Origin of the sequence: Novacetimonas sp. GS1, from assembly GCF_036686925.1 — a bacterium.
Classification (GTDB): Bacteria; Pseudomonadota; Alphaproteobacteria; order Acetobacterales; family Acetobacteraceae; genus Novacetimonas; species Novacetimonas hansenii.
This window is the reverse complement of the sequence record NZ_VSZP01000001.1, coordinates 3,102,788-3,124,303: the sequence shown is the minus strand read 5'-3', so window position 1 is coordinate 3,124,303 and position 21,516 is coordinate 3,102,788. Positions and strand designations below refer to the sequence as shown.

Annotated in this window: 15 protein-coding genes and 1 pseudogene; 15 read left to right on the top strand and 1 reads right to left on the bottom strand. The window is 63.7% G+C overall.

What is annotated here, in order from left to right; translation table 11 throughout:
• Positions 1-210 precede the first annotated feature (210 nt).
• The 7 genes and pseudogenes from FYB92_RS13685 to FYB92_RS13655 all read left to right on the top strand — a co-directional run bounded on the left by FYB92_RS13685 (position 211) and on the right by FYB92_RS13655 (position 9,512).
• Entirely contained in the window at positions 211-879 is a 669-nt protein-coding gene (locus tag FYB92_RS13685; RefSeq protein ID WP_003617943.1) for a glutathione S-transferase family protein, read from the top strand.
• An 11-nt stretch (positions 880-890) separates the two neighbouring features.
• Positions 891-2,121, top strand: a pseudogene (locus tag FYB92_RS13680) (NAD(P)/FAD-dependent oxidoreductase).
• A complete protein-coding gene (locus FYB92_RS13675; protein WP_332828809.1) occupies positions 2,070-3,497 on the top strand; it encodes an MBOAT family protein in 1,428 nt (475 codons plus the stop codon). The pseudogene FYB92_RS13680 and the gene FYB92_RS13675 overlap by 52 nt, the downstream one beginning before the upstream one ends.
• Positions 3,498-3,868: 371 nt before the next feature.
• Positions 3,869-5,227: a replication-associated recombination protein A gene (locus tag FYB92_RS13670; protein WP_408902373.1), complete on the top strand. Its 1,359-nt coding sequence runs from the start codon at positions 3,869-3,871 to the stop codon at positions 5,225-5,227.
• Positions 5,224-6,201, top strand: coding sequence for an RluA family pseudouridine synthase (locus tag FYB92_RS13665; RefSeq protein ID WP_003617948.1), 978 nt, complete (start codon positions 5,224-5,226; stop codon positions 6,199-6,201). Before FYB92_RS13670 ends, FYB92_RS13665 begins: the two co-directional genes overlap by 4 nt.
• Positions 6,202-6,252: 51 nt before the next feature.
• Positions 6,253-8,736: an AsmA family protein gene (locus tag FYB92_RS13660; protein ID WP_332828808.1), complete on the top strand. Its 2,484-nt coding sequence runs from the start codon at positions 6,253-6,255 to the stop codon at positions 8,734-8,736.
• A gap of 5 nt (positions 8,737-8,741) precedes the next feature.
• Entirely contained in the window at positions 8,742-9,512 is a 771-nt protein-coding gene (locus FYB92_RS13655; RefSeq protein WP_040511541.1) for an ATP12 family chaperone protein, read from the top strand.
• A 279-nt stretch (positions 9,513-9,791) separates the two neighbouring features.
• Here the strand turns inward: FYB92_RS13655 and ispF are convergent, their stop codons facing one another.
• Positions 9,792-10,979: a 2-C-methyl-D-erythritol 2,4-cyclodiphosphate synthase gene (gene ispF / locus FYB92_RS13650; protein WP_332829021.1), complete on the bottom strand. Its 1,188-nt coding sequence runs from the start codon at positions 10,977-10,979 to the stop codon at positions 9,792-9,794.
• 236 nt (positions 10,980-11,215) lie between these two features.
• Between ispF and dusB the strand changes: the two genes are divergently transcribed.
• The 8 genes from dusB to FYB92_RS13610 all read left to right on the top strand — a co-directional run bounded on the left by dusB (position 11,216) and on the right by FYB92_RS13610 (position 21,406).
• Positions 11,216-12,286 carry a tRNA dihydrouridine synthase DusB gene (gene dusB, locus FYB92_RS13645; RefSeq protein WP_062808631.1) on the top strand — a complete coding sequence of 357 codons (1,071 nt, stop codon included), beginning with the start codon at positions 11,216-11,218 and terminating at the stop codon, positions 12,284-12,286.
• Entirely contained in the window at positions 12,283-13,413 is a 1,131-nt protein-coding gene (locus FYB92_RS13640; RefSeq protein ID WP_081378586.1) for a nitrogen regulation protein NR(II), read from the top strand. The genes dusB and FYB92_RS13640 overlap by 4 nt, the downstream gene beginning before the upstream one ends.
• 112 nt (positions 13,414-13,525) lie before the next feature.
• Positions 13,526-14,977 carry a nitrogen regulation protein NR(I) gene (ntrC, locus tag FYB92_RS13635; protein WP_040511547.1) on the top strand — a complete coding sequence of 484 codons (1,452 nt, stop codon included), beginning with the start codon at positions 13,526-13,528 and terminating at the stop codon, positions 14,975-14,977.
• Between the two features lie 3 nt (positions 14,978-14,980).
• Positions 14,981-17,251 (top strand): PAS domain-containing sensor histidine kinase, encoded by a 2,271-nt coding sequence (locus FYB92_RS13630; RefSeq protein WP_003617956.1) that lies wholly within the window; start codon positions 14,981-14,983, stop codon positions 17,249-17,251.
• On the top strand, positions 17,241-18,632 hold the full coding sequence (locus FYB92_RS13625) for a sigma-54 dependent transcriptional regulator (protein WP_003617957.1): 1,392 nt from the start codon (positions 17,241-17,243) through the stop codon (positions 18,630-18,632). The genes FYB92_RS13630 and FYB92_RS13625 overlap by 11 nt, the downstream gene beginning before the upstream one ends.
• 129 nt (positions 18,633-18,761) lie before the next feature.
• Positions 18,762-19,046, top strand: a complete 285-nt coding sequence (gene hfq, locus FYB92_RS13620) for an RNA chaperone Hfq (RefSeq protein WP_040510463.1) — start codon at positions 18,762-18,764, stop codon at positions 19,044-19,046.
• Positions 19,047-19,066: 20 nt separating this feature from the next.
• A complete protein-coding gene (gene hflX / locus FYB92_RS13615) occupies positions 19,067-20,353 on the top strand; it encodes a GTPase HflX (RefSeq protein ID WP_174805745.1) in 1,287 nt (428 codons plus the stop codon).
• Between the two features lie 213 nt (positions 20,354-20,566).
• Positions 20,567-21,406, top strand: coding sequence for an inositol monophosphatase family protein (locus tag FYB92_RS13610; protein ID WP_075595952.1), 840 nt, complete (start codon positions 20,567-20,569; stop codon positions 21,404-21,406).
• The last annotated feature ends 110 nt before the right edge of the window (positions 21,407-21,516 follow it).

Genomic DNA, 21,516 nt, shown 5'->3' with positions numbered 1-21,516 from the left:
GCCTTCGTCTGCCTGGGATTCGTCTGTCTGCGGCCCGACGGGTTATCATGGGCACGCTGCCAATGTGCCAGAAAAAAACGTCCCACGCCACGGCCCGTGGCCGGTGGATGCGCCCCCGGTCACGATCATGGCGCGGCCGCGTGCGATGCAATGCGGTTTTGTTGACATGAAGGCTTGGCGAAGGGTGGTGCGATGCAATAAAGCGGATGCATGCGTATCCTGTATCATCTTCCCCTTTCACCCTATTCCCGCAAGGTGCGCCTTGCACTGGGAGAAAAGCGGCTGCCATTCGAACTGAAGGTGGAACGGGTATGGGAACGTCGCCCCGATTACCTTGCGCTGAACCCCGCGGGCGGGGTGCCGATGCTGGTGGAGGAAACGGGGCTTGCGATTCCCGATTCGTGGGTGATCTGCGAATATCTCGAAGAGGCCTATCCCGATACCCCTCTTCTGGGCCGCACCCTTGCCGAACGGGTGGAGGTGCGGCGGCTCGTCGTCTGGTTTGACGAGAAATTCGGCAACGAAGTGACGCGCAACCTGCTCAATGAAAAGGTGATGAAGCGCATATCCGGTCGCGGCAATCCTGATGGCGGTGCGTTGCGGGCAGGATATGCCAACATCCGCTTTCACCTGTCCTATATCGACTGGCTGGCGGAAACGCGGCAATGGATGGCGGGCAATACGCTGTCGCTTGCGGATTTTGCGGCTGCGGCCCATCTGTCATGCCTTGATTTCATCGACGATGTCGCCTGGGACACCGCGCCTGCGGCCAAGGACTGGTACGCCCGTATCAAAAGCAGGCCGTGCTTTCGCACATTGCTGCAGGATCGCGTCAGTGGAATGACACCGCCCGCCCATTATGCCGACCTTGATTTCTGAGCGCGCCCGTCATGGCCGGTGCCGATGTGCTTGATGCCGTAATCCTGGGGGCGGGGGCCGCCGGGATGATGGCCGCCGCGACGGCGGGACAGGCGGGATGCCGTGTCGTGGTCGTGGACCATGCGGCACAGCCAGGGCGCAAGATCCTGATTTCAGGGGGCGGGCGCTGTAATTTCACCCATCTTGAGTCCGGCCCGGGGATGTTCCTGTCGGCCAATCCGCATTTCGCCAAATCCGCGCTGGCACGTTATACGCCGCGTGATTTCCTTGACCTGCTCGCCCGGCATCGCATTGCGTGGCATGCCAAGGCACCGGGCCAGCTTTTCTGCGATCGTTCAGCAGGCGAGATCGTGGAGATGCTGGTGCGTGAATGCCGGCAGGGTCATGTGGAAATGGCGCTTTCGAATCGTATTATCGCGGTGCGCCGCGATGCCGATGGATGTTTCGTGGTGGAAACGGACCGCATGGCCCTGCGGGCCCGTGCGGTGGTTCTTGCGACGGGGGGGGCTGTCGATTCCCAAGCTGGGTGCGACGGGCCTGTCGCACGATCTGGCGCGGCGGTTCGGGCTGAAGATCGTGGAGCCCGCACCCGCGCTTGTGCCGCTGACATTCGGTGCGGGCGACCGGGAATGGATGGTCGAACTGGCGGGTGTGTCGATGGAGGTCGCAACACGCTGTCATGCCGGGGCGGGGCGACGCGCCCGTGACATCGTGTTCCGGGACGGGATGCTGTTTACGCATCGTGGCCTGTCTGGTCCTGCGATCTTGCAGGCGTCGTCCTACTGGTCGGCGGGGATGGCGCTTGATATTGACTGCCTGCCTGGCCGTGATGCGGTGCGCTGCCTGCGTGACCTGAAGCGGGGGCGCCCCCGCATGGGGGGGGCTGCCATGTTGGCGACCCTGCTGCCGCAGCGCCTGGCGCATATGTTGGCGACGCGCCACCTGCCTGATGGCCCGGTGGGCGAAATGCCCGACAGCGTGCTGGACGCGCTGGGTGCGATGCTGTCGTCGTGGCGGCTGATGCCCAACGGAAGCGAAGGTTACGTCAAGGCCGAGGTCACGCGCGGCGGTATTGATACGGACGGCCTGTCATCGCAGACGATGGAGGCACGCGACGTGCCCGGCCTGTTTGCCGTGGGCGAGGCCGTGGACGTGACGGGATGGCTGGGTGGCCATAACTTCCAGTGGGCATGGTCGAGTGGCCATGCGGCGGGGCGGGCGCTGGCGGAGCGGCGGGGCTGATGCTGTTCAGCACGCAGGGCTTTTTGCTGCTGTTCCTGCCGGTTGTGCTGATGCTGTATTACCTGTGCGCACCCGTGCGCCGGGTGCGGCAGGGCGTGATGATCGCGGCGTCGGTGGTGTTCTATGGCCTGTGGGACTGGCGGTTCGTGCCGTTCCTTGTGGGGCTGACGCTGCTCAACTGGGGGCTGGCATGCCTGTGGGGGCGCACGCGCGACCGGGCATGGCTGCTTGGCGGGATCGTGTTCAACCTGTGTGTTCTGGTGTTCTTCAAGGATGCCAACTGGCTGGCCGGTGTGCTGGCGGCCGCGCGGGGGCAGGTACATAATCCGTGGGACATTGTCCTGCCTCTGGGGCTGTCATTTTTCGTGTTCCAGAAAATATCCTATCTCGTGGACCTGATGCGTGGGCGCGCACCGGTTTATGGGGTGGTGGACTTTCTTGAATTCGTGACGTTTTTTCCGCAACTGATCGCCGGGCCGATCGTGCGGCATAACGAGATTGTGCCACAGTTTGCCCAATCCCCGCGTAATGGCGCAATGTGGGAAAACCTGTCGCGCGGGGCGATGCTGCTGCTGATCGGACTGGCGAAGAAGGCGGGGCTGGCGGATACACTGGCAAGCCTGTGTGATCCCGTCTTTGCCCTTGTGGCGCAGGGGCATATACCGACACCGGGACAGGCATGGCTGGCGGCGCTGGCTTATACTTTGCAGATCTATTTCGATTTTTCGGGATATTCCGACATGGCGATCGGTATGGCGCTGATGTTCGGGCTGCGCCTGCCATTTAATTTTGACGCCCCGTACCGTTCGGTATCCATCCGCGATTTCTGGCGACGGTGGCATATGACTCTGTCGCGGTTCCTGCGCGATTACCTGTATATCCCGATGGGTGGCAACCGGTGTGGGACCGTACGGCAGGGATGCAACCTTGGGGCGACGATGCTGCTGGCCGGTGCGTGGCATGGCGCGGGCTGGACCTACCTTGCGTGGGGGGGGCTGCATGGCGGGGCGCTGGCGGTCGCGCACTGGTGGGGGCGGGGCGGCAATCGCATGCCCGCGCTGGCGGGATGGGCGCTGACGATGCTGTTCATCATGCTGTCATGGGTGATATTCCGTGCCCCCGACATGGGGGCGGCGCGCATGATGCTGCTGGCGATGGCGGGTGGCGGGCATGACCATGCCGCGACCGGGCATCATGGCGTTGTGTTGGTCATGGCGCTGGTGGTTGCGTTGGTGGGGCCATCGTCACAGCACGCGATCCTGCGCGACATGCCGCCTGCGCCATGGATTGCGGTGGCGGGGGGGATTGCCTTCGTCCTGCTCATCCTGCTGATCGGCGGGCGCATTCCTGACCCGTTCATCTATTTCCAGTTCTGATGGCCGCTGTTTGAAAGCAAGTCATTGATAAAAAATAAGAAAAGTTTTTGGGTGCCGCCTTTTTTAAATAAGGCGGCGTCTTCTGAAGCTTTTTGGAAAAAGCTTCACCAAAAACCTTTATAATTTCAGGATGTTATCAAACCTGACTTTTCAAACAGTCTCTAGAGAGTGCCTGTTCCCGGAAAACGTCGTCTTCCGAAGCCTCTGGGACAAGGCTTTCCCCAATGGATGTTCATGGTTTTCGGATGTCCCCGGCCCATGACCTTTGTCGGGCATGCAGGGTGTATTGCGCCGTCTGTGTTCCTATATGTCATGGTGATGCGCCGCGATGTCACGTGGCGTCCTTATTTCATGGAAACAAGACAGGCCTCATGCCCGATCCTACCCAAGACCTGTTCGGGAACATGCCGGATATGGCGCGTCCACAGGCCACACCCGCCGGGCGCGGGGAAGAAGGCGCATCACGGCACCGCCCGCTTGCGGATCGCCTGCGGCCCGAAACACTGGATCAGGTCGTGGGGCAGGACCACCTGCTTGGCCCCGAAGGCACGCTGAGCCTGATGCTGCGTCACCACAGTCTGGCCAGCCTGATCCTGTGGGGCGGGCCAGGGGTGGGCAAGACGACCATCGCGCGCCTGCTTGCCCATGCGGCGGGTTTACGCTTTGTGCAGATTTCGGCGGTATTTTCCGGGGTGGCGGACCTTAAGCGCGCGTTCGAGGAGGCCCGCCGCCGCGCGGCCAATGGTGAAGGAACGCTGCTGTTCGTGGACGAAATCCATCGCTTCAACCGCGCGCAGCAGGACGGCTTCCTGCCGGTGGTGGAGGACGGGACGGTGGTGCTGGTTGGCGCCACGACAGAAAATCCGTCCTTTGCGCTGAATGGCGCGCTGCTGTCGCGCTGTCAGGTGCTGGTGCTGCGTCGGCTTGATGATGCGGCACTTGAACAGTTGCTGTGCCGGGCGGAAGGCGAAACGGGGCGCGCCCTGCCGCTGACGGCGCCTGCGCGTGCGACATTGCGCGCCATGGCCGATGGCGATGGGCGTTACCTGCTGAACATGGTTGAACAGATACTGGCGCAGCCGGGTGACATGGTGTTCGACCCGCAATCCCTGTCACGCCTGCTCGCCAGACGTGCGGCATTGTATGACAAGGACCGGGAGGAACATTACAACCTGATTTCCGCGCTGCATAAGTCCATGCGCGGGTCTGACCCGGATGCGGCGTTGTACTGGTTCGCCCGGATGCTCGAAGGGGGGGAGGACCCGCGCTACATCGCCCGTCGCCTGACCCGTTTCGCGGCAGAGGATGTCGGTATGGCCGACCCGCAGGCCCTGCCGCTCGCGGTTGCGGCGTGGGAGACGTATGAACGCATGGGCTCGCCCGAAGGTGAACTGGCACTTGCGCAGCTTGTGGTGCATCTGGCGACCGCGCCGAAATCGAACGCGGTCTATGTCGCCTATGGCAAGGCGCGTCAGGCCGCGCGCGCCACCGGCAGCCTGATGCCGCCCGCCCATATCCTCAATGCCCCGACCAGACTGATGAAGGAGATCGGCTATGGCAGGGGGTATGAATATGACCATGATCAGGCGGAGGGGATCTCGGGGCAGAATTACTTTCCTGACGGCATGCGTCGGCCACAATTCTATCGTCCGACGGGGCGTGGATATGAACGTGAAGTCGCGCGACGTCTGGACAGTTGGGGCAGAGTGCGCGAAAGCCGTGGGTCATGAGTGTCGTGACCCTTACCGTCAGTGATGACGAAGCCGATATCCGCCTTGACCGCTGGTTCCGGCGGCATTACCCGCACCTGACGCAGGGGGCGTTGCAAAAGCTGTGCCGCACGGGGCAGATCCGTGTGGATGGCGGTCGTGTGACCACATCGACCCGCCTTGCCCCCGGTCAGGCGGTGCGTGTGCCCCCCATTCCGCAGGCCAGCCGTCCCGCTCCCGTGACGCACCGGACGCTTGACGATCGCCAGGTGCGCGAAATCCGCAAGATGGTCATCTACAGTGATGATCAGGTGATCGTCCTGAACAAGCCCGCAGGCATTGCGGTGCAGGGCGGGCCGGGCATCACCCATCATATTGACGGGCTGCTTGACGGATTGCGTGAACAGCCTGACGACCCGCGCCCGCGCCTTGTCCATCGCATCGACCGTGACACGTCGGGGCTGCTGTTGCTGGCGCGCACGCCCGGGGTCGCGGCAAAGCTTGCCGCGTCCTTTCGCAGCCGCGACGTGCGCAAGGTGTACTGGGCGGTGACGGTGGGCCGTCCCACGCCTGCATCGGGTATCGTGGATCAGCCGCTGACCCGCCTTGGCGCGGGGGCGGGGGCGATCATGGTTGTTGCGGGACGGCGCGACAAGGACGCAGTACATGCGTTGTCGGAATATGAAGTGCTGGACGCGGCGGGACGGAAACTGTCATGGCTGGCGCTGTCGCCGCTGACGGGGCGCACCCATCAGCTTCGTGTGCATTGCGAAGCGCTGGGTACCCCGATCCTCGGCGATCCGAAATATGGCGATGATCGTGCCCATGTCGAAGGTTTCCCCGATCAGTTGCACCTGCATGCCCGTATGCTGGACCTGCCGCATCCGGCGGGTGGGCGGCTGGTGGTGTCGGCAGATCTGCCTGCGCACATGAAGGAGACGTTCCGCCAGCTTGGCTTTACGGCGCCTGCGGCCCCCGCGCCACAGCGCGCATGACGCCGCGGCGGTAATCTCATCGCCGCGATCACGCAACGGGATTGAGCGAATATGGCAAACAGCGCGAATTTACGGCGTGGCCTGCTGGTGTCCGCCGCCGCGATTATCGTGGTGGCGGGCGGGGGCGCTCTGGCGCTACGCGGCATCCTTGACCCGCAGGCCCTGCGGGCGCGTGCCATCGCCGCGATCGAACGGCAGACCGGGCGTGAGGTGACGCTTGGCGCGATGGAGGTGCATGTCTTCCCCGCCGCCATTTCCGTGCATGACATTGCCCTTGCGGACATGAAGGGGGGCGACGGCACGCCGATGTTCAGCGCACGTGCCATGGATGCCAGTGTCGGGCTGATGGCGTTGCTGCATCATCGGATACAGCTTGACAACATCACGCTGGACCATCCCGTGCTGCATCTGCGGCGTGATGCGGATGGGCAGGCCAACTGGCGAATGACCCCCAACAGGGCACAGGCGGCTGACGCCACACCGGCCCCGGTGCGGCCTGTGGCCCCGGCGGCGGGCAACCCGTGGTCGGTGCAACTCGGCAGCCTTCGTGTCAGTGATGCGACCGTGGGGTGGGATGACCGCCTGTCGGGCATGAAGACGCAACTGGCGCTGGGTCATGTCCGGGTTGATGGTCTGAATGGCGCGCGACCGACATTCGATGTGGCAGGCACGCGCGATGGGGCGGCCTTTACCCTGTCGGGGCATACAGGGGCGATTTCCCTGACACATGTGGGGCAGGATGCGAAATGGCCGGTCCATTTCGAACTGGCCTTTGCCGATCATCAACAGCCCGCCGGTCATCTGATGGTCGATGGCACCGTGGCCGACCCGGACCGGGCCAGGGGATATGACCTGAAGCTTGACGGGACCCTTTCGCGGCTGGTGGACCTTGCGCCATGGGTTGGGGGGTATGACCTGCCTGACGCCCGCGATGTTGCGCTGTCATTGCGTATTGTCGATGGCAGCACGCCCGCCGATACGAACATCGTCCCGCTGGTGCAGTCATTGCATCTGCGCACGGGGGCGTTCGATGCGGGGCATTACCTGACCGGGCTGCGGGTTGGCAGCCTGTCGGTCGATGCCGCCGGACCAAAAGAGACGCTGGCCGTCGCGGGGGCCGGCAACTGGAATGGGCAGGATCTGAAACTCGCGGCGTCCTTCGGGTCGCTGGAACAGGCGGAACATGCCGTCCTGACGCACCTGTCGGACTCGTTGCCGATGTCTGTGGACCTGTCGGGGGCGGCGGGGTCGCTGCGGGTCGCGGGGATGCTGGGTGGTTCGCGCGCGGTGGTGAATGTCACGGCATCGGCCGGGCATCTCGCGCTGCCCAATGGCGCAGCACTCGATCACCTGGAGGCGACGACCCACCTTGTCAGCGAGGGGAATGGCGCACGTTTCGCCCTGTCTGACCTCAATATCCGCAGCACCCAGCTTGCGTTGACCGGGACGCTGGATATGAGCGTCCATGGCGGCCATGGTGGCGTCCCGCTGGTCAGTGGCGCGGTCGAGGCAAGCTGGCTTGACCTTGATGCCCTGCGCGGGGGGAATGCCACGGCAAAGGCCGCGCCCGCCACATCGGGCGGCAAACCGGGGGATGACCGCATCGCCTTTGAACGCCTGCGTGACATGGACATGGATGTGCGTTTCAATGTGACGCAGATGGAACTTGCGGGTGATGTCTATCGTCAGGCGCTGATGCATGTTGCCCTGCGTGAAGGACGGCTGGGCATCGACCCCTTGCAGGCCACGGGCACGGGGCGCAGGGTTTCGGGGCGCCTGTCGGTGGATGCATCGGGGGACATGCCGGTCGTGTCGGGCACCATAGGCACGCTGGTGCTGCCCGCGACATGGATCGAGCAGCACGCGGGCATGCCCATGGCGGTGCAGGGGGCATTCCAGCTTGTGGGGGAGGCGACGGCACGGGGGCATACGGCAACCGAACTGCGCAATACGCTGGACGGGCATATGGGGGCCTCCCTCGTCAATGGCACGATCGACGGCGCGGCGCTGGGTTCGCTGCTGGGGCAGGCGGCGCGGGGCCTGACGGGATCGGGGTCGATCCCGCTGCGTTGCTTCGGGATGCATATGGCGATGGCGAATGGGCGGGCGAATGTCGATACGCTTGGCCTTCAGACCTCCGTACTCAGCATGACGGGGCAGGGCAGTGTGGGTCTGGCATCCTATGCGCTGGATCTGCGTCTTGTGCCGCAGGTGATGATTGGCGGGACGGGGGCATCGGTGCCGGTGCGTGTGGGCGGCACGTTGTCCGCGCCCCGTCCGCGCATGGATGCGGGGGCGGACGGGCGCTATGCCATTGGCCTGCTGCTGGGGGATTCATCGGGCAAAAGCACCGTGCCTGACCTGTGCCCCGCGACGCTGAAGGCCGCACGTGAGGGGCAGGCAGGCCCCGAACCCACCGGTGCCGCGCCCCAGCCGACCGGTAATGTGGGCAGTCTGGTGCGCGCGAACCCCAAGGCGGCGCAGAAAATCGACAAGGCGAAAAACCTGCTCAAAGGACTGGGACTGATACATTGACCGATATGACGCAGGATAGCCCGGCCCCGCCGGGGGGGACGGCCGCGCGCAGGCGTTTTTGGGACACCGCAACCGTGGCCCCGCAGGCGGGGGGGGATCAGGCGGGGGGATATACCGTACATCTTGATGGCAGGCCGGTGCGCCTGCCGGGGCGGACATTGCTGGTGGTGCATGCGGATGCGCTGGCCCATGCCCTTGCCGGGGAGTGGGAGCGTGCAGGGGGGGGCGCCAAAGGGGGGCTTTTTACACCGGAGGACCTGCCCCTGACCCGGATCGCGGGCACGATGATCGAACGCATCGCCCCCGACCGGGAGGCTACGGTGACGGCATTGCTGCAATATGCCAACGGGGAACTGCTGTGTTATCGCGCGACGCATCCGGCCACGTTATGTGAACGTCAGGCAGCACAGTGGGCGCCGTGGCTCGACTGGCTGCGGGAGCGGTACGGCATCACGCTGTGCACGACCGAAGGGGTCATGCCCATCACCCAGACGCCAGGGACGCTGGCGGCATTGGGGGATATCCTGCGTGGGTATGACGATGCGACGCTTGCCGCGCTTGGCGTCATGGTGCCCGCGATGAAGAGTCTCGTGCTCGGGATCGCGGTGGTGACGGGGGCGTGCGATGCCGCGCGTGCGGCACAGGTCGCGACACTTGATGAACGCACGCAGATGGAAATCTGGGGCAGTGATGCACAGCAGGAGGCCATGCTGGCAACGTTGGGGCGCGAAGTGGCCGAGGCATCCACTTTCCTCGAACTGGCCCGCAAGGGGTGACGGATAAAAGCTGTTGGTAAAGAGAGTGTTTGAAAACACGCCGTTGATAAAAAACAGGAAAAGTTTTTGGGTGCCTTCTGTCGATCGAAAAGGCGGCGTCTTCTGAAGCTTTTTAGAAAAAAGCTTCACCAAACATCTTTATGATTTCAGGATGTTATCGATCCTGACTTTTCAAACAGTCTTAACGCTTTTCCCAAAAAACATGAAAAAGCGCCGCCTTTCAGGGTGAAAGGCGGCGCCAGACAACTGTTGTGACCTTGATTGGTGGCTTCGTGGGCGTCAGGGCACCAGCACGCTGATGGCGGCGGTGCAGGCAATGCCTTCTTCACGCCCGGTAAAGCCAAGGCGTTCGGACGTCGTCGCCTTGACGGAGATCCGGTCCACCCCGACCTGTAGCAGCTCGGCCAGCCGTTCGCGCATCGCCTGCGCATGCGGCCCGATCTTGGGCCGTTCACAGATCAGCGTCAGGTCGGCATTGATCAGCATGCCGCCGCGCGCGCGGATGCGTTCGCCCGCATGGATCAGGAAGCGTGAGCTGTCGGCATCCTTCCATTCATTCTGGCTGGGTGGGAAGTGGCGACCGATATCCCCTTCGGCCAGCGCGCCATAGATCGCATCGCACAGGGCATGGATGCCGACATCCGCATCCGAATGCCCCGCCAGCCCGCGCGTATGGGGCACGGTGATGCCGCACAGGATCAGGGGACGCCCCTCGGCAAAGGCATGCACGTCATATCCCAGCCCCGTGCGTGGCAGCAGGGTCGGGCCGATCAGGCGTTCCAGGCGCACCAGATCCTCCTTGTAGGTCAGTTTGATATTGTCTTCGGACCCTGCGACGATGGCCACATGATGGCCCGCGGCCTCCAGCAGTGCCGCGTCATCGGTCGCATCCGACGCCGCCGCCCCGCGATGCAGATCACGCAGCAGGTTGAAACGGAATCCCTGTGGTGTCTGTGCGCGATAAAGGTCGGTGCGCGGCACGGTGTCGGTGATGATGCCGTCCCGCGCGCGCTTGATCGTATCGGCAACCGGCACGCCGGGAATGGCGCCTGCATGGGCGGACAGCGCGTCGATGACCGCGCGCGTGACATCGGCGGGGACATAGGGGCGTGCGCCATCATGGATCAGCACGAGGTCCGGCCTTTCCCCCACCGGCAGGCGGTCCAGCGCCTCGAGTCCGGCGCGCACGCTTTCCTGTCGTGTCTCCCCGCCGGGGACGCATTCCAGGATGGCGCACCCGTTCGGGGTGGCGTCACCCGTGGCGGACAGGCCCGACAGCGCATCGTCAAGCGACGCGCGCTCGCCCACGGGCTGGAGGATCTGGACATGCGGGATCAGGGCATCCGCGGCATGGCGGATGACGGGCCTGCCGCCGAGCGTCAGATACTGCTTGGCGACGGGGGACGCGGTCTGGGCGCTGAAACGGCGGCCCTGACCTGCGGCAAGGAGGATGGCTGCAACACGCATGGTCGGCAGGAATGCGGCCATGTTGCGCCGACGTCAAGCATCATGGCCGCCAATTTCGTTCCCCGGACGCATTATCATCAATTGCGTGATGGAAACGGAAAAGGTATTCTGCCTAAATCATAAGCATTGTGGTGTGTGGACGGCGGGGTATGTCCCGGGCGGTGACGGCTGGCGTCGCGTCTGGTGCGCGTAAATGGCGTGCGGGTGGGCAGGCCGCCGGGGAAAGCGGATTTTTGATGTCATCTGAACTGTTGTCGCCGATTGATCTGGGAAATGGCATCGTCCTTGACGTGCCGGTGATCCTGGCCCCGATGTCCGGTGTGACCGACCTGCCGTTCCGGCGTCTGGCGCGGCGTCTGGGCGCGGGGCTGGTGGTATCGGAAATGATCGCGTCATGGGCGATGGTGCGCGAAAACAGCAACACCCTGCGCATGGCGGAGGTCGCGGGCGATGGTCTCAATGCCGTGCAGTTGGCCGGGTGCGACCCCGATGCGATGGCGCAGGCCGCACGCATTGCGGTGGATCGCGGCGCGAACCTGATCGACATCAATTTCGGCTGTCCGGTCAAGAAGGTGGCCGTGGGGCAGCAGGCGGGCTCGGCCCTGATGCGGGACGAGGCGCTGGCCGCGCGGCTGCTCGCCACCGTCGTGCGCGCGGTGGACGTGCCCGTCACGCTCAAGATGCGTATGGGCTGGGATCATGACAGCCTCAATGCGCCCACGCTGGCACGCATCGCGCAGGAGGCGGGCATCCGCATGGTGACGGTCCATGGCCGCACCCGACAGCAGTTTTATAACGGCACTGCGGACTGGCGTTTCGTGCGCCGGGTGAAGGAGGCGATCGACCTGCCGGTGATCGTCAATGGTGATATCCTGACGGTGGGTGATGCACGCGAGGCCCTGGCGCAGTCGGGTGCTGACGGGGTGATGATCGGGCGTGGCTGTTATGGCCGCCCGTGGTTCCCGGCACAGGTGGGGGCGGCGCTGACGCGCGGTATCATCGTCGATGAACCCGATCTGGCGACGGAAAAGGGTATCGTCCTGGAACATTACACCATGATGGTGGAACATTTCGGCGCGCATCCCGGCCTGCGTCTGGCGCGCAAGCATGTGTCGTGGTACTCCGCCGGCCTGCCGGATTCGGCCGGGTTCCGGGCTGCGGTCAACCGTGTCGATACGGTTGATGCCGCATTGTCGATGATCGGGGAATTCTATGACCGCCAGATCGCGGCCGGGCATGTGCGTGGTCCACGCCCGTCCACCACCGGCGCGGAGTGCGGCCCCGGGCCAAGCGCACGCGCGGCATGACGGGGCAGGCGAGCCCATCTGTCTGTACGCCCGCAACCGTTACCGGCGCAGGCCGCATCGTCCTTGATGCGTTGCCACTGCCGGTCATGGTGGTGGGGGATGGCATGATGATCCATTACGTCAACGCCGCCGCCGAACCGTTCCTGGGCATGTCGCGCACCCATCTGGTGCAGATGCGCCTTACAGATATCATCCCCTCCGACCATCCTGTCTTCTTGCTGATCGAGCAGGTGCGCGACCATGGGCAGACCGTGGTGGAACACGAAGTCACGCTGGAGGGGCCGCGCCTGCACCGCGAGGGCGTGACCGTGCAGGGCGCCTCGTTGATGGAGGAGCCGGGGTCGGTCGTCCTTACGTTCCACGATTCCTCGGCCGCGCGTGTGCTGGATCGGCAACTGACCTTTCGTTCCGCCGCCCGCAGTGTGGCGGGAATGGCCGCAATCCTTGCGCATGAGGTCAAGAACCCGCTGTCGGGCATCCGTGGCGCGGCGCAGCTTCTGGAAAGTTCGGTGGGGGAGGCGGACCGCGAACTTGCGGTCCTGATCCAGGACGAGGTCAACCGCATCCGCGATCTTGTTGACCGTATGGACATGTTCAGCGACAAGCCGATCGAACGCCGTCCCGTCAATATCCACCGTGTCCTTGAACATGTCCGCCGCCTTGCACAGCAGGGATTTGCCGCCGACATCCGCTTTGAGGAGGTTTATGACCCCTCGCTTCCGCCGGTGTGGGGCAATCGCGACCAATTGGTGCAGGTGCTGCTCAACCTCGTGAAGAATGCGGCAGAGGCGCTGCATGGCCCGGATGCGCGGCCCGATGCGCAGATCACGCTGAGCACAAGCTATCGTCCCGGTATCTGGGTTTCCACGGTGGGGGGCAAGCGCAGGGTGCAGCTGCCGCTGCTGGTATCGGTGCGGGACAACGGACCGGGTATTCCAGAAAATATCCGCCCCCACCTGTTCGAGCCCTTCCTGACCACCAAGACCAGTGGCAGTGGGCTGGGCCTGGCGCTGGCGGGCAAGATCGTGGGTGACCATGGTGGCGTCATCGAGGTTGAAAGCCGCCCGGGCCAGACGGATGTGCTGCTGCACCTGCCGGTGGTGGCCGAAGACCGCGACATGCCGTAAGGGGCGGTGTCGTTTTTCCTGACCTGTTACGAACATCCGCCCGTGATATCCGCCCATGCCCGGCGGCCCCTGCATCCGGGCGATCAAGAAGCTGAAAGATTGTAAAGCCGTCATGTCGCTGCCGACCATCCTTGTTGCCGATGATGACCGTTCGATACGCACCGTGCTCAGTCAGGCATTGGGGCGTGCCGGATATCAGGTCCGGGCCACGGCCCATGCCTCCACCTTGTGGCAGTGGGTGGAGGAAGGTGAAGGCGACCTTGTCATTACCGATGTCGTGATGCCCGACCTCAACGGCCTCGACCTGATCCCGCGCATCCGCCGTATCCGGCCCGACCTGCGTGTCGTGGTCATGAGCGCGCAGTCAACACTGACGACGGCGGTACAGGCGACGCAGCGCGGGGCGTTCGAATACCTGCCCAAGCCGTTCGATCTGAAGGAAGTCCTGGCGGTGGTTGCGCGCGCGCTGGCCGCACCCGCCAGCGTCGTGCCCGCGGCCGCCACGGCCCAGCCGGAGGAGCAGATGCCCCTGATCGGGCGGTCGGTGGTGATGCAGGATATCTATCGCATCATCGCGCGGCTGACGACGTCGGACCTGACGGTCATGATCTCGGGCGAGAGCGGGACGGGCAAGGAACTGGTGGCGCGTGCGCTGCATGAATATGGCCGCCGCCGCGCCGGGCCGTTCGTTGCGATCAACATGGCCGCCGTTCCGCGCGACCTGATTGAAAGCGAGCTGTTCGGCCATGAACGCGGCGCATTCCCCGGTGCGACCAGCCGTGTCGCCGGGCGTTTTGAACAGGCCGCCGGCGGCACGCTGTTCCTTGATGAAATCGGCGACATGCCGCCCGAGGCGCAGACGCGGCTGTTACGCGTGTTGCAGGATGGGGAGTTCACGACGGTGGGCGGTGTGCAGCCGGTGCAGGCCAATGTGCGCATCATCGCCGCCACCCATCGCGACCTGCGCCAGGCGATCCGCGCCGGTACTTTCCGCGAGGACCTGTACTATCGCCTTAACGTCGTGCCGATGCGCCTGCCGCCGCTGCGTGAACGGGTGGAGGATATTCCCCTGCTGGCGCGGCATTTCCTCAATGCCTGTCAGGAGGAGGGGACCCCTGCAAAGATGCTGGATGACGCGGCCATGGCACCGTTGCAGGCCTATCGCTGGCCGGGGAATGTGCGCGAACTTGAAAACCTGATGCGCAGGCTCAGCGCGCTGTATCCGCAAGAAACGCTTGGCGCGGATCTGGTGGAGCATGAGCTGGAGGAAGCGCAGGCCATGTCCACCCCGGCGACAGAGGTTGCCGCGCGTGATAACGAAACGCTGTCGGATGCGGTGGGGCGGCATATCCGCCATTTCCTCGATACCGGGCAGGACGGGATGCCGCTGCATGACATTTATGACAAGGTGATCGCAGAGGTTGAACGTCCGCTCATCACCATGACGCTGTCGGCCACACGCGGCAACCAGATCAAGGCGGCGGCGATGCTGGGCCTGAATCGCAATACGTTGCGCAAGAAGATACGTGACCTTGATATCCCCGTCGTGCGTGGTGGTGGCTGACCCATGGCGCGAACGGGTGGCGACCTCAACGGCGCGCATGGTCTGGTGCGACGAGGGCTGGACCTGCTGGTGCGGCGCAATGTCTCGCTCCTGCTGGTGCTGCTGGCGCTGTGCCTGGGGGTGGCGACGTTTGTCGTGCTGTCGGGGGGGATGTCGCTTGCGCGCCATCCACAGATCGAGGCGCTGATCTTCATCCTTAATTTCCTCGTCCTGCTCCTGCTGGCGACTGCGCTGACGGAACAGGTGGGGCGGATGCTGGCCGAACGGCGCAGCGGGCTGGCGGGGGCGCGGCTGCATGTGCGGCTGATGACGCTGTTCGGGATTGTCGCGGTCGCGCCGACCATTGTCGTGGGCGTGTTCGCGGCCATCTTCTTCCATTATGGCATCCAGATCTGGTTCAGCGACCGCGTCAATACCGCCCTGAACGAAGCGCTTGAGGCGTCGCGCGGCTATCTGCAGGAACATAACGCCAATATCCGTACCGAGGCGTTTTCGCTGGCGAACTACCTTGTCAGCGCGCAAAGCGGGCTGATGGGCAACGGTACCGACCTGATGCGCGATCCCGACTCGCTGGGGCAGATACTGGATTCGCAGGCGACGTTGCGCGGCCTGAACATGGCCGTCATCTATGACCCGTTCACGAACACCGTGGTCGCATCAGGTGGCCTGATGGGGCATTCCGGATACCGGCAGGACCTGCCGCCGCCCGCCGCCACCCTGATGGCGCGGACCAATGACATCGCCATCCTTGACTCCCCCGATGAAAAGACGGTGCGCGCCGTCATTTCTCTGGGCGATACACCGCCGCTTATGCTGATGATCTCCCGCCCCGTTGACCCCGACATCCTGGGGCATATGCGCAAGACCGAAGGTGTGGTCAGCGATTACCAGCGCCTTAATCGCAACCGTGCGAAGATCCAGTTTACCTTTGTCCTGATCTTCGCGCTTGTCGCGATTCTGGTGCTGGGGGCGGCGATCCTGATCGGGCTGGTGCTGGCGACACAGATCGTGCGTCCCCTCAGCCTGCTGATCCTTGCTTCCGAACGGGTCAGCCGGGGCGACCTTGCCTCCCACGTGCCCGAAGGCGATGGCGATGATGAGGTCTCCAGCCTGTCACGTGCATTCAACCGCATGACCGACCAGCTTTCGACCCAGCGTACCGAACTGATGAACGCCTCCACCCAGATCAACGAACGTCGCCGCTTTACCGAAGCTGTGCTGTCCGGGGTGTCGGCAGGGGTGATCGGCCTCGATTCCCATCAGGTCATCGAACTGCCCAATCGTGCGGCCAGCGTGCTGTTGCACCGCGACCTCAATGACGCGGTGGGCGCGCGGCTGGTGGATGTGGTGCCGGAATTCGCCCCCCTGCTGGAACTGGTGGCCAAGGGGGTGAACCGCGAACTGACGGACGAGGTGCATGTGGTCGCGGGCACGCGGTCCTGCACGTTGCTGGTGCGGATCGGCGCGGAAATGCAGGGGAGTGTGACCGGCGACGTGGCGGATGGCTATGTCGTGACGTTCGATGACATCACCGCCCTGCAGGTGGCGCAGCGCAAGGCGGCGTGGGCGGACGTTGCGCGTCGCATCGCGCATGAAATCAAGAATCCCCTGACGCCCATACAGCTTGCGGCGGAGCGGCTGAAGCGGCGGTTCCTGCGCGAAATCGCATCTGATCCGGACACATTTTCGCAATGCGTGGACACGATCGTGCGACATGTGGGGGATATCGGGCGCATGGTGGATGAATTTTCCGCGTTCGCGCGCATGCCGCAACCGGTGATGCGCGACGAGGATTTTTCGCGCATCGTCCGTGAAACCCTGATCCTGCAACGCAGCGCACATCCTGAAATCCGTTATGTGGTCAACCTGCCCGATCGTGGGCCAAAGGTCGAATGCGACCGCCGCCTGATCGGGCAGGCGCTGACAAACCTTTTGCAGAATGCCGCCGACGCCATTGCCATGCGTCCCAAAGAAGGGGATGCTGTGCAGGAGGGTGAGGGTATTGCCGGGACGATCCGCCTCGACCTGTCATGCGGGCAGGGGGTCGTGCGCCTTGCTGTCACGGATGACGGGATCGGGTTGCCGGTGGAAGACCGCACCCGACTGACGGAGCCCTATGTGACGCACAAGCCCAAAGGAACGGGGCTGGGTCTTGCAATCGTCAAGAAGATTCTGGAAGACCATGGGGGCAGTGTAGGTCTAGAAGATTGTCCCGAAGGTAGGGGAGCTGTTTCGACGTTGATTTTGCCGATAAAGGACGACCATGGGACATGAAATCCTGATCGTCGATGACGAGCCTGACATAAGGCTGCTTATCGAGGGAATCCTGAGCGACGAGGGATACGAGACACGGCTGGCAGGGGATGCCGATTCCGCCATCAGCGCCTTTCGCGAACGCCGTCCGTCGCTTGTTATTCTTGATGTATGGCTGCAGGGATCACGCCTTGACGGGCTTGGCATCCTGAATGTCTTCCACAAGGAAGAACCCTCCGTGCCGGTTGTCATGATCTCTGGTCATGGCACGATCGAGACCGCGGTGGCGGCGCTTCAGCACGGGGCGTACGATTTTATCGAAAAACCCTTTCAGTCCGATCGCCTGCTTGTGGTGGTCCGCCGTGCGCTGGAGGCGTCGCGTCTTGCGCGTGAAAACGCTGAACTGCGCCTGCGTGCAGGGTCGGAGGCGATGCTTGACGGGCGCAGTGCCGCAATCGTCGCGGTGCGCAACCAGATCGACCGTGTGGCGCCCACCGGGTCGCGCGTGCTGATTTCCGGGGCCGCGGGCGCGGGCAAGGAAGTGGCCGCGCGCATGATCCATGCCAGTTCGCGCCGTGCCGAAGGGCCGTTCATTGTCCTGAACTGCGCAACGCTTGCCCCCGGTCGGTTTGAGGAGGAATTGTTCGGTATCGAAGGAACCGACGATGGGGCGGGGCGTCGTACCGGCGTGCTGGAACGTGCCCATGGTGGGACGCTGGTGCTGGACGAGGTCTCTGACATGCCGCTGGAGACACAGGGCAAGATCGTGCGCGCCCTGCAGGACCAGACGTTCGAACGCCTGGGCGGGTCACGCCGGGTGAAGGTGGACGTACGTGTCCTGGCGACGACGAATCGTGACCTTCAGGCCGAGATTTCGGCCGGTCGTTTCCGCGAGGATCTGTACTACCGCCTTGCCGTCGTGCCGTTGCGTGTGCCGGGCCTGCGTGAACGGCGCGAGGATATTCCCGACCTTGCGCGGCTGTTCCTGCGCCGGGCGGCGGAAAATGCGGGCCTGCCGCTGCGTGAACTGTCGGGAGATGCGATTGCGGCCCTGCAGAATTACGAATGGCCGGGCAATGTGCGTGAACTGCGCAACCTGATGGAACGCCTGCTGATCATGATGCCGGGCACCGGGACGGACCCGATCCGCGCGGACATGCTGCCGTCCGGCGTGGGGGAAGGTGCGCCGGCATTGTTGAAATTCGATTCCGACGAGGATGTGATGGGCCTGCCCCTGCGTGAGGCGCGTGACCTGTTCGAAACCCAGTACCTGCAGGCCCAGCTCTTGCGCTTTGGTGGAAACATCAGCCGTACTGCTGGGTTTGTCGGCATGGAACGCAGTGCCCTGCATCGGAAGCTCAAGCAGCTTGGCGTGACATCGGAAGATCGCAACCCGGCCTGAGATTTTGCCCGATGAACGCATGCCTGCTAAACAATGAACCGTGATACGGACGGTGGCAACGCCGTAGCATGGACATGGGGGCACCCATGTTCTGTGAACCGCCCAACAGCAACAAAGTAAGGCCCAGCCGTGGCAAAAGACCCTTCGCAGAACGTTCAGGATGTCTTCTTGAACCATGTCCGTCGATCCAAGACCCCTGTTACGATTTTCCTTGTGAATGGCGTAAAGCTGCAGGGAATCATCACGTGGTTCGACAATTTTTCCGTCCTGTTGCGCCGTGATGGGCATACGCAGCTTGTATACAAGCACGCGATCAGCACGGTGATGCCTGCAACCCCCGTCACCCTGTTCGAACCGCCCGCCGCAGAAGGTGAGGATGTTGCGCCCATGGCCGGTAGTGGCGAATTCCTGTGACATCGGCCCCTGGACCGGTCATGACGCGCGCGGCCGTCATCCTGCCATGGGAACGTCCCGACAGGCAGGATGAAAGCCGCGCCGCCGAAGCCCGCCTCGAAGAGGCCGTGGGGCTTGCCGCTTCCATCGGGCTTGTCATCATCTGCAAGGCGGTCCTGCTGTTGCGTGCGCGCCGTCCTGCCACCCTGCTGGGTAGTGGACAGGTCGAGTCGCTGCATGCGACGGTCCGGGCGGACAACATTACCGTCGTTATTATCGATTCCCGCCTGACCCCGGTGCAGCAGCGTAACCTTGAACGCGCGCTGGGGTGCAAGGTCATCGACCGTACGGCCCTGATCCTCGACATCTTTGGCGAACGCGCCGCGACAAAAGAAGGCTCGCTTCAGGTCGAGCTTGCGCATCTTGAATATCAGCGCAGCCGCCTTGTGCGCACATGGACCCATCTGGAACGCCAGCGCGGTGGCTTCGGCTTCCTCGGCGGTCCCGGCGAAACACAGATCGAGGCCGATCGCCGCATGATCGGCGACCGTATCGTCCGCCTGAAGCGTGAACTGGAACAGGTGCGCCGCACGCGTGGCCTGCACCGGCAGGCGCGCAGGCGGGTGCCGTTCCCCGTGGTGGCGCTGGTGGGGTATACCAATGCGGGAAAATCGACGCTGTTCAACGCCCTGACCGGGGCCAGCGTCTATGCGCAGGACCAGCTTTTTGCGACACTTGATCCCACGATGCGCGGCATCCGCCTGCCATCTGGGCGCCAGATCATCCTGTCGGACACCGTGGGGTTCATCAGCGACCTGCCAACCGAACTGATCGCCGCCTTCCGCGCGACGCTGGAGGAGGTGGCGGAGGCCGACATCATCCTGCATGTCCGTGATGCCTCCCACCCCGAAACGTCGGCACAGCGTGCCGATGTGGTCGAGGTGCTCGAAGGCATGGCCCATAGCGGGACGATCGAACCCGACTGGCAATCACGCGTGATCGAGGTGCTGAACAAGGCCGACCTGATGGGCGGGCGCGACGCAGTGGGCGCGCGTCCCGGCGCGATCGTCATTTCCGCCATTACCGGGGATGGCCTGCCTGACCTGTTGGCGGCGATTGATGAACGCCTGACCCATGCGATGGAACTGGTGCGTTATCGCGTGCCCCTGTCCGATGGTGCGGCGATGGCGTGGCTGTATGAACATGGCGAGGTGGTCGAACGTACCGACCATGAGGACGGGGTGGACATGCATGTGCGCCTGTCACCTGCCAACCGCGCCCGTTTCGAAATGCAGCACGCCACCGGTATTACCTGCCTGGACAGTTGAGGGACCGTTCCAGGTCAAGGGATTGATAACAGGGAATAATCCTTCCGGTATCACCGTCGAAGCTTGTGCATGGCGGTCGTGGCGGGATGTGTTTCATGTTTTCCTTTTCCGTGCTGATGACCGTTGTGTGACTGGCATGGGGGTGGCGTCGTGGTGATGACGGGGCCAAGACTGTCACGCACATCATGGGTGGAAGCACGGAGGAGCGGGGCAATGACGGACCGGATTGGTATCGCGGATATGGAAGTGATCCTCGGCCTGATGCGCGATGCGGCGCGCGACGAGGTCATGTCGCGTTTCCGGCGGTTGGGGCATGCGGACATCCGTGCCAAGACATCCGCGCTGGATGTCGTGACCGCTGCGGACGAAGCCGCTGAACACGTCATTACCCGTGCCCTGCATGACCTGTATCCCGATGCCCTGATCGTGGGGGAAGAGGCGGTGGCCACCCGGCCCACGCTTTTGTCGGGGCTGGGGGATGCGGAACTTGCCTTTGTGATCGACCCGATTGATGGCACCGCCAATTATGCCGCCGGTGTCCCGTTATTTGGCATCATGGTGTCTGCTGTTGCACGGGGGGAGGTCGTTGGTGGCGTGATCCTTGATCCCGTGTGCGATATCGCGGCGGTTGCCGCGCGGGGGCATGGGGCGTGGCTGCATGACCGCGATGGCGGGCGGCAGGTGATGCGTGTGGCGCCCGCCGTTCCCCCGGCACAGATGTCAGGCAATGCGTCATGGCGCTATCTTGCGCCGGAGCAGCGCGACGCGGTCGCGCGCAACCTGCCGCGTGTCATGGGGTCATGGGATTTCCGTTGCGCCGCACATGAATATCTGATGCTGGTCGATGGGAAATGCCATTTCCTGCTGTTCAACCGCACCATGCCATGGGACCATCTGGCGGGGTGGCTGATCCATCGGGAAGCGGGTGGGTATGCCGCGCATTTCGATGGGTCCGCCTATCGCGTGACGGACCGTGATGGGGGGCTGCTTTACGCCCCGGACCGCGCAAGCTGGCATGCCCTGCGCGACCTGTTGTTCAGTGCGGCGGATTGAAACCGTCCTCCCGAAAGCATGGCCGTAAACGCTTTATCCGATTTTTCCCTGGAAAGATGATCGCAAAGAACATAAGAGACTGTCTGAAGCGTCAGGCTCGATAACATACT